General features: G+C 72.9%; 10 protein-coding genes. 4 read left to right on the forward strand and 6 right to left on the reverse strand.

The genetic code is table 11. From position 1 onward, the window contains the following. The 3 genes from mobF to JWR81_RS33015 all read right to left on the reverse strand — a co-directional run. Window positions 1-782: MobF family relaxase (gene mobF, locus JWR81_RS33005; RefSeq protein WP_297661771.1), on the reverse strand; the 782-nt coding region annotated here is incomplete at its 3' end. A gap of 136 nt (window positions 783-918) precedes the next feature. Beyond that, window positions 919-1,419 (reverse strand): hypothetical protein, encoded by a 501-nt coding sequence (locus JWR81_RS33010; protein WP_297661772.1) that lies wholly within the window; start codon window positions 1,417-1,419, stop codon window positions 919-921. A 106-nt stretch (window positions 1,420-1,525) separates the two neighbouring features. Next, a complete protein-coding gene (locus JWR81_RS33015) occupies window positions 1,526-2,899 on the reverse strand; it encodes a TraM recognition domain-containing protein (RefSeq protein WP_297661774.1) in 1,374 nt (457 codons plus the stop codon). A gap of 79 nt (window positions 2,900-2,978) precedes the next feature. On the opposite strand from JWR81_RS33015, the gene JWR81_RS33020 reads away from it, so the two are divergent. Further along, window positions 2,979-3,242 (forward strand): hypothetical protein, encoded by a 264-nt coding sequence (locus JWR81_RS33020; protein WP_297661777.1) that lies wholly within the window; start codon window positions 2,979-2,981, stop codon window positions 3,240-3,242. A 49-nt stretch (window positions 3,243-3,291) separates the two neighbouring features. Here the strand turns inward: JWR81_RS33020 and JWR81_RS33025 are convergent, their stop codons facing one another. From JWR81_RS33025 to JWR81_RS33035, 3 genes are read right to left on the reverse strand one after another with little or no spacing between them, the layout of a single operon-like run. Further along, a complete protein-coding gene (locus JWR81_RS33025; RefSeq protein ID WP_297661780.1) occupies window positions 3,292-3,948 on the reverse strand; it encodes a DUF2637 domain-containing protein in 657 nt (218 codons plus the stop codon). Next, window positions 3,945-4,109 (reverse strand): hypothetical protein, encoded by a 165-nt coding sequence (locus JWR81_RS33030; RefSeq protein WP_297661782.1) that lies wholly within the window; start codon window positions 4,107-4,109, stop codon window positions 3,945-3,947. The genes JWR81_RS33025 and JWR81_RS33030 overlap by 4 nt, the downstream gene beginning before the upstream one ends. Further along, window positions 4,106-4,456 (reverse strand): hypothetical protein, encoded by a 351-nt coding sequence (locus JWR81_RS33035; protein ID WP_297661784.1) that lies wholly within the window; start codon window positions 4,454-4,456, stop codon window positions 4,106-4,108. The genes JWR81_RS33030 and JWR81_RS33035 overlap by 4 nt, the downstream gene beginning before the upstream one ends. A gap of 112 nt (window positions 4,457-4,568) precedes the next feature. On the opposite strand from JWR81_RS33035, the gene JWR81_RS33040 reads away from it, so the two are divergent. The 3 genes from JWR81_RS33040 to JWR81_RS33050 all read left to right on the forward strand — a co-directional run bounded on the left by JWR81_RS33040 (window position 4,569) and on the right by JWR81_RS33050 (window position 7,195). Further along, complete coding sequence (locus JWR81_RS33040; protein WP_297661786.1) at window positions 4,569-5,864, forward strand: hypothetical protein; 1,296 nt, start codon at window positions 4,569-4,571, stop codon at window positions 5,862-5,864. A gap of 58 nt (window positions 5,865-5,922) precedes the next feature. Continuing rightward, the gene (locus JWR81_RS33045; protein ID WP_297661788.1) at window positions 5,923-6,753 is read left to right on the forward strand and encodes a TIGR02569 family protein; all 831 of its coding nucleotides are present in this window, start codon (window positions 5,923-5,925) and stop codon (window positions 6,751-6,753) included. A 304-nt stretch (window positions 6,754-7,057) separates the two neighbouring features. Continuing rightward, the gene (locus JWR81_RS33050; protein WP_297661790.1) at window positions 7,058-7,195 is read left to right on the forward strand and encodes a nitrite reductase (NAD(P)H) small subunit; all 138 of its coding nucleotides are present in this window, start codon (window positions 7,058-7,060) and stop codon (window positions 7,193-7,195) included. The last annotated feature ends 129 nt before the right edge of the window (window positions 7,196-7,324 follow it).

Genomic DNA, 7,324 nt, shown 5'->3' on the forward strand with positions numbered 1-7,324 from the left:
CCCCGGTGGGCGTGGATCGCCCGGGAGTCCAGCGTCCGCCACACCCCGTCCGCGCCGCGCACCCGGTTCAGGATCGCCTGGTGCACGTGGAGCTGCGGGTCCCGGTCGCGGGAGTCGTGCTGAAGGAACTGGGCGACCACCCACCCGTGGGCGTCGATCCATCGCCCGGCCCCGCCCCCGTGGTGGCCCACCCGGGAGTACCCGGCCACGTCCTGGAGATAGTCGAGCGCCGCCCGGGCGCCCGCCAGGACAGCATCCTCGACCGCCCGCTGGTGGGCGGACCACGCTTCGGCCGCCCGCTCGTCACCCGCCGCGCGGGCGTCGTTGGCCGCCCGCTCGAACGCCACCCCCATCACGGTCACGGACTTCGGCGCGGAGAACGTGGCGTCGATGAACGAGACGGCCTGCCGCGCGGACCTCTCCGCCTGAGCCCGCAGCTCGGCCCGCTGCTCGGGCCCGGCGCCCGGGTTCTTCTCCAGCAGCCCGGCGTAGACGTCGTCCGCTGACCGATACGCACGGTGAGCGGCGGCGAGCGGCTCGGCCATGCCCCATGTCGACCGGTTGTGCGTGGCCGGGTCGCGCGGGTCGAGGAGCTGGCTGTAGACAGCCTCCATCAACTCGGCGTCGACCTCGCCGCACAGACCGAGAGCCTCGGCCCCGGCGCCGTACCAGAGCCCGGCAGGCTCGCCGGCCGCGACGGCGCCCGTGTAGTAACTCTCCCGTCCACCCGCGACGGGCCCGGTGAGGTACCCGACGTCGTGGCCGGTGGCCAGGCTCAGCATCGCGGAGCCTCCGCCGACGACGGCCCGACAGGGACGGAGTCGATCACCCTCGGATCGTGATGCCTAGGTGTGCAGGGCTTTATGATCTTGGTGGTGGTTCTGATCCTGAGTTCTCGTCTCTGCTTGTTGCTGATCCTCATGGGGTGCTCGTTCGGTTCCGTTGGTCGTCTCGCTTCAGGGCTTGGTCGAGTTGGTGTTCTGTCGGTTCTGGTGTTGTCGTCGATCTGGTCCAGGCCTGCGCGATGAGAGCGGCTGTCTCGGCGAACGGCACTAGGGCCGGGCCGCGGTTGTGTTCCGCACCGGCCACGTGCAGCGCCAGCTCGCACCGGGTGGCGATCGGCTGGAGGCGCTTGACGACACCGGGCCGTAGGCGGTCGTGCCAGTCGCCGGCCCGCGCCCAGGAACCGGTGGCCGGGTGGTAGGCGTCGGCGTGTGCGTTCCGTAGCCACCACAGCTCTTCGATGACGGCCGGATGCCACAGCCAGCACGACGGCAGAACAGCGCTGGGGTAGCGCAGGTACACACGCTCCAGCCACACCACCAGGTCGAGCAGATCGGTCTCCGCCTGGGCAAGATCAGAGCCTGTGAGCCAAGAGCGGACAGCAGGCCCGGGCGTCGCCCGCGTCTCCTGCTGCACCTCGGTGATGCTCTTCGCCAGCTCCCGCAGGAGGGCCTCGGCGTTGTCGACCCGTCGGGAGACCCGCTCGATGTTGCGGGAGAGCCCCAGTAGGTGACTGTCCGATTCACTGGCCGCCATTGGGCACCACCCCTGGGCGGGTGGCTCCCGCGGGCGGGATGGGCACGCTCGCCCACCCGGGTGCCGGGCGGGCGACGGTACCGGGCGACGTATCGGGCGCCCGGGTGATGCGGTGGGTGGACTTCCCGTGGACGCGGACGTCCCGTCGCTTCCACGCCATCGCCACCCGCCCGATCACGGGCGCCATGCCGCGCCGGAACAGCACCACCCGCCCGGACGGCACGTTGGCCAGCTGACCGGGCGCGAGAACGGGAACCTTGCGGACAGACCGCGACGTGACCTTGCCGCCATCGTCGGTGGTCACGACCGGCTCGTCGCGCTCCCCGGCGAGCGACGACCAGTAGCTCAGGTCGTCGCGGTCACGGGTGCCACCGAACACCATGATCGAGGCGGCGTTGTTGAGGATGATCGCCGCGCCGATCTGCCCCCAGCGGGCGATGACCTGAGCTCGGGACTGGAACGCGGCGATGATCGTGACACCCCGCCCGCCCATGTCGGCGGTCCACGAATCCAACGGAACCGGGGAGATGAGCGCCGCCTCATCCAGGGCGAGCGTCAGTGGGGGATCGAGACGACCGGACGGCTGGCCGGCAGCGATCCGCCGAGCCTCCCGTGCGACGTGCCCCGTGAGTGCGCACACGAGGGGTGCGGCGTGCGCCTCCTCCGCGCCGAGCAGGTACACGGTCGCCCGGGAACGAAGCAGCTCGGCGACGTCGAACGGCTGCGCACCGGTGGCCGCGGCGGATGCGGCTGGGCTCGTGAGCCAGCCGAGCGCAGGCATGATCGTCGAGGTGATCGAGGATCGGGTCCGCTCGTTCGTAGTGAGGAACTGAGCGGCGTCCTCGGTGTAGGCCGGCTCGGGGGAACGGCGAAGAAGGGACAGCACCTGGCCCTGCGCCTTGTCCGGGTCGGAGACCCAGCCCAGCACATCGCGCATGGCCAGGCCGCCGAGCGCGGCAGCGTGCAGGAGTGAGGCGAGCACCCGCCGGGCCTGCGCGTCCCAGAATGCCCGGTCACCTCCGTCGCCCGTGTTGCCGGCTGCGAGCAGGTCGGTTGCCCGCTCGGTCGCGCTGACCGGATCGGTGCATCCGGTCAGCGGATCGAAGGTGGTCGTCGACGGGAGATCGCCGAGACCGACGGCGTTGAACACGTGCACTGGGCCTGTCCGGGCTCGCAGGCCTGCTGTGAGCTGGTAGAGGTCGGGGCGGGTCGAGGTGACGAGCAGAGCCCCGGGGGCGTCGATGACGCGACCGGCGAGCCAGCCAGTTTTGCCGGTACGGGGCCCACCGAAGATGAGGGTGACGTCCTCGATCGACGACCACACCGCCAGGGCCCCGACCCTGCACAGGAGGACTGCCACCTCGGTCGTGCGGGTGCGGACCCGTTCCCTCCGCGTGCGGCCCGCGAGAGAGGGGCGGACGGTTGATGCTTTCCGTCGCATGACCGCAGCGCTGCTCAACCTGACGATATCGGTTGTCGTCGCGACCCCGGATGTTCGCCGCGCCCGGGCGCCCCAACGGTTGACGGTGCTCGAGGAGCGTCCGCGGCGAATCATCAGGATCACCGCGCCGACGACCACGCTGGCAGCAACGAGCATGAGCATCGGTACGAGCAGGGGCGCGGTGAGCGAGATAGCGATCGGCACCGCGCCGGTCACGGCTCCCACGGCCACCAGCCAGGCTCGGCGGCGGACGGCCAGGTAAGCCACGAACGTCAGGGCAAAAAGGACGAGCGCTTGCAACGATATGGCGCTCATCGGACACCTGCCGCGTGGCCGTTGCGCGAACCGCCGAGCATCTCCCGCGCCTGGTGTTCGCTGATCCCGAGCTCGCGGGCGAGCCGTCGCCGGCCGACACCCTCGGCGATCAGCGCCGCTGCTCGGTCAGTGTCATCGTCGGAGCGGTCCGGGTCGCCGGCGGCGACACCCTGGTCGGTCGGGGTTTCTCCCGGAGCCGGGAAGAACCCCGTGACGGGGGTACCCAGATCGTGGGTCCCCTCGGCCGCCGCCTCCTCCGTCTGCTCAGGGCGCCCTGTGTCGCCTTGCGCGGTCAGGGTGGCGAGGTGCACCACCGCGCCGAGCACGGCGGGCGGCAGCGCGGAGACGACCACCACGGCCCACCACGGGGCGACCAGGCCGTAGGCGGCCAGACCGTGCGCGGTCGCGTTGCCCGCCACCGAGCCGCCCAGCAGGACCAGCGCGAGAACGCGCCCGAACTGGCGGGGGGGACCGGTGCGACCCAGCCACGCCACGGTGCCGGCCGCGGCACCGGCGTCGAGGACCAGCGGCAGCAGCGCGGCGAGCGGGCCGAAGCCGCACAGCCGGCCTAGCTCGTCGAGCGCCGCGAAGCTGAGCACCGCAGCCGCACCGGCGACGATCGCGAGCAGGGCGAACAACACGAGGCGGGTCATCGCAGCCACCACCGCAGCACCGCGCCGGTGACGCCAGCGGCCGTCACCGTGGCGGGGATCAGCCAGATGTCGGCGCACACCGATCGGCCGTGCCCCCGCGGGAGCTGCTGGCTCCAGTGCTTCGGGTCGGTGGTCGGGCAGGTCTTGACGGCGCGCGTCATCGGGTCACCCGCAGCTGCAGCGCCTCGACGCGCTCCGCCTCGCACACCAGCGCGGCGGCCAACATGCGGGCGTCGGCCGAGTTGAGGTCGGCCTCGATGGTGATGGGGCGCCCACCGGGGTAGGTCGACTCGGTGTCCTCGATGTAGAGGTTCACCAGGATCTGGCCGGTGTGGCCGAAGGCGCCGGTGTGGTCGAGGCGGATCGTGCGGACGGTCAGCGCGGTGTCACCGGCGGCCGGCTTCCACGTGAGGCCGGCGGTGCGGTGCTCGGGGGTGTCGTCGTCGTGGTCGAGGTGGACCCGCGGGTCGCACCAGGTCGGGCAGGAAGAAACGTGTTGGATGTGCATGGGTCGCGGTCCTTCGCGATCAAGTCCCCGGCCGGTGTTGATGTCACCGCGTCCGGGGGCGTCCTATGTAGAGGGTCGGAGTCCGTCATAAGTCCGCAGACGGTCCGCAGAAATGCAGTACGTGGTCAACACTCACCACCAACCGCCAATCAGTAGATCGGCTGGTCAGGGCCGCCAGAGGTGCCTCCGTGGCAGGTCGGAGGCCCTCGCGCTGCAGTCGCAGCTCGACAGCTACCGCGCGCTCAGCGGCGTCCGGGCGGACCTCGAGGTCGCGGAGCGCAACCTCGAGGCCGTGGAGCGGGCGCTGCGCGACGCGCCCACCACCTCCGCCCTCAGCTCGCCCGACGAGGCCGCGGCGCTGACGGCCCTGCAGGAGCAGCGCGACCTGCGGCTGCGCCAGCGCGACGCCAAGAAGCTGGAGCTCGCGAGCCTCGAGGGCAACGTCGAGAAGGCCGCCCACACCCCGCTCCCCGACGACGGCCAGCAGACCACCGCGGTGAGCGACGAGGTGATGGGCGTCCTGCGCGGCGACGGCCGTGACGCGCCGAAGCCGGTCCCGGCCTCCGGCCCGGACCGCCCCGAGGTGGTCGGCCCCGGCCGGGACGGGGCTCCCGGGGAGGAGCGGCAGACCACCACCACGAGCGGGCCGCCCGACCCGCGCGGTCCCCGTGACGAGACGGCGCCGCGCGAGCCCGCGAGGCCGGGACCGGTCGGGCGGGTCGTCGACACCGTCGGTGACACGGCCGAGGGCGTCGGTGACACGGCCGCAGGCGTCGGTGACGCGGTCGGGGACACCGTCGGCGGCGTGTCCGGTCGGGGTTCCGGGCGTGGTTCCCGGGGTGGAACGCCGAAGCAGGAGTCCGCGCCCGCGGGCGGCGGCCAGGAGCGCACGGGATCCGGCGGGGTCGTCGGCACGGCCGGGAACGCCGTCGGGGATGTCGGGGACGCCGTCACCGGGGGCGCCCGGGAGCAGGCACCCGCACCGGCGCGGGAAGTCCCCGAGAAGGGGGCCACCCCGGCCCGGGCGGTGGCGCCCGCCGAGCAGCCCCCCGTTGCCGAGATCGTGGTCCCGCAGCAACGGTCGGCGCCGCCCCGCTCCACGGGGAGCGGTTCGCCTGCGAGCACCCCGGGTGCGGAGATGGCCATGGCGATCGTGTCGTCGGTGCCGGGCGGGGAGGTGGCCGCACCCGCGGTGGAGGCCGCGATGCGGGAGCAGGCGTCGGCGAGCGGTTCGTCGCAGCAGCGGCCGGACGGCTCGGGCAGCGCCACGGACCACACGGACTACTCCGGCTCCACGGACTACTCCGGCGCGAGCTCGTCGGACGGCTCGGGGGAGAGCTCGTCCTCCTCGGCCTCGTACACCAGCGCCGGTGCGGGCTCGTCCTCCTCCGACACCGGCGGGTGGTAGCCCGGCCGTTCCGCGTGGCAGCCCCGATCGCGCGGCCACCGCAGGTAGCGTGCCGGGCGTGACCGTTGCTCCCGCCCGTGCGTCCGCCGACAAGGCAGGCGCCGTGCTTCCCCCGCACGTCCGGACCGCCTTCGGCGTCAAGGACCTGGAACCGAGGCCGGTGGTGTGGGCCGGTCGTCGTGCGTGGCACTGCGGCGACGTGCTGATCCGGCCGGTTTCCGACAACGCGGTAGCGGCATGGTCGGCGGGCGTCCTCGACGGGCTGGAGGTCCCCGGCCTGCGGCTGGCGCGGCCGGTCCGGTCGTCCGACGGGCGCTGGATCGTGGCCGGCTGGGCGGCGGGCCGCTTCGTCCCCGGTGCCCTCGAGCCGCGCTACGACGCCGTGGTCGAGGCCGGGATGCGGTTGCACGCCGCCACCGCCCACGTCGAACGGCCCCGCGTGCTCGACGACCGCGACGACCTGCTCACGCGGTCGGCGGCCGCGGCGTTCGGCGAGCGCAGGCTGGCACTGGAGCCCGCCAAGGGCGGCGACCTCTACGGCCAGCTCGCGGCCTACCGCACCCCGGTCCGGCTGCCCGCACAGGTGGTGCACCCCGAACTGTTCGGCGCCGTCCTCTTCGACGACGAGGGCGTGCCCGCACTCGTCGACCTCGTGCCGTGCTGGCGCCCGAAGGAGTGGGCGGCCGCCGTGGTGGTGGTCGACGCGCTGGCCTGGGGCGGAGCCGACGAGGGCCTCATCCAGCGCTGGTCGCACCTGGACGAGTGGCCGCAGATGCTGCTGCGGGCCGTGCTGCACCGGCTCGCGCTGCACGCACAGCACCCGGAGGGTTCCGCTCTCACGCTCGCCGGCCTGGAGCGGGCAGCCGGGCTGGTCAGCGCCGGGCTCTGAGCCACGCGCGCTTCTCACAGCACATCGGCTTCTCGATCTGGTCGCTGTGGTCGGTGCTGTCCACGTGCTCTGCCTCGTCGTCACCTACGCCGTCCACCCGCGTCCGGTGCGGGCCGAGGCCTCGCGCCCGCGCAAGGTACTGGTCGGCGTCTGACCCGCGTTCGCGATCGCACATTTCCCGACCACTGCCCGATGACGGATGGTGAGGAGAAGGAGCGGCGGCGTTGGACCTCGCCATCGACGACGTCGACCCGGTCTCCGGGCGGCGGTGCCGTCGCGCGGGACCGTCGACGACCGCAGGGGTGTGCCCACCGTCGCATCGCCGATCTACAAGGAGTCGTTCCACCTGGTGGACGGCCGCTGCCTGGACGAACCTGACGTGAACGTAACGGTGCACCCGGTCCGCGTCACAGACGGCCGGGTGGAGATCGCGATACCCTGACGGGTGCCGTGACGACCACTGATGCGCCCGCCCACACCACCACCGATGTGCCGCCCCTGGCCGGCTTCACCGTCGGTGTCACCGCCGCGCGCCGGGCCGAGGAGCTCGCCACGATGATGGAGCGCCGCG

Source organism: Pseudonocardia sp. (assembly GCF_025965585.1).
Taxonomy (GTDB): Bacteria; Actinomycetota; Actinomycetes; order Mycobacteriales; family Pseudonocardiaceae; genus Pseudonocardia.

Excerpts from the sequence above, each read along its gene's own strand:
- JWR81_RS33020 (WP_297661777.1), top strand. The coding sequence starts at position 2,979 with ATGACCGCAGCGCTGCTCAACCTGACGATATCGGTTGTCGTCGCGACC.
- JWR81_RS33025 (WP_297661780.1), bottom strand. The coding sequence starts at position 3,948 with ATGACCCGCCTCGTGTTGTTCGCCCTGCTCGCGATCGTCGCCGGTGCG.
- JWR81_RS33030 (WP_297661782.1), bottom strand. The coding sequence starts at position 4,109 with ATGACGCGCGCCGTCAAGACCTGCCCGACCACCGACCCGAAGCACTGG.
- JWR81_RS33035 (WP_297661784.1), bottom strand. The coding sequence starts at position 4,456 with ATGCACATCCAACACGTTTCTTCCTGCCCGACCTGGTGCGACCCGCGG.
- JWR81_RS33040 (WP_297661786.1), top strand. The coding sequence starts at position 4,569 with ATGCAGTACGTGGTCAACACTCACCACCAACCGCCAATCAGTAGATCG.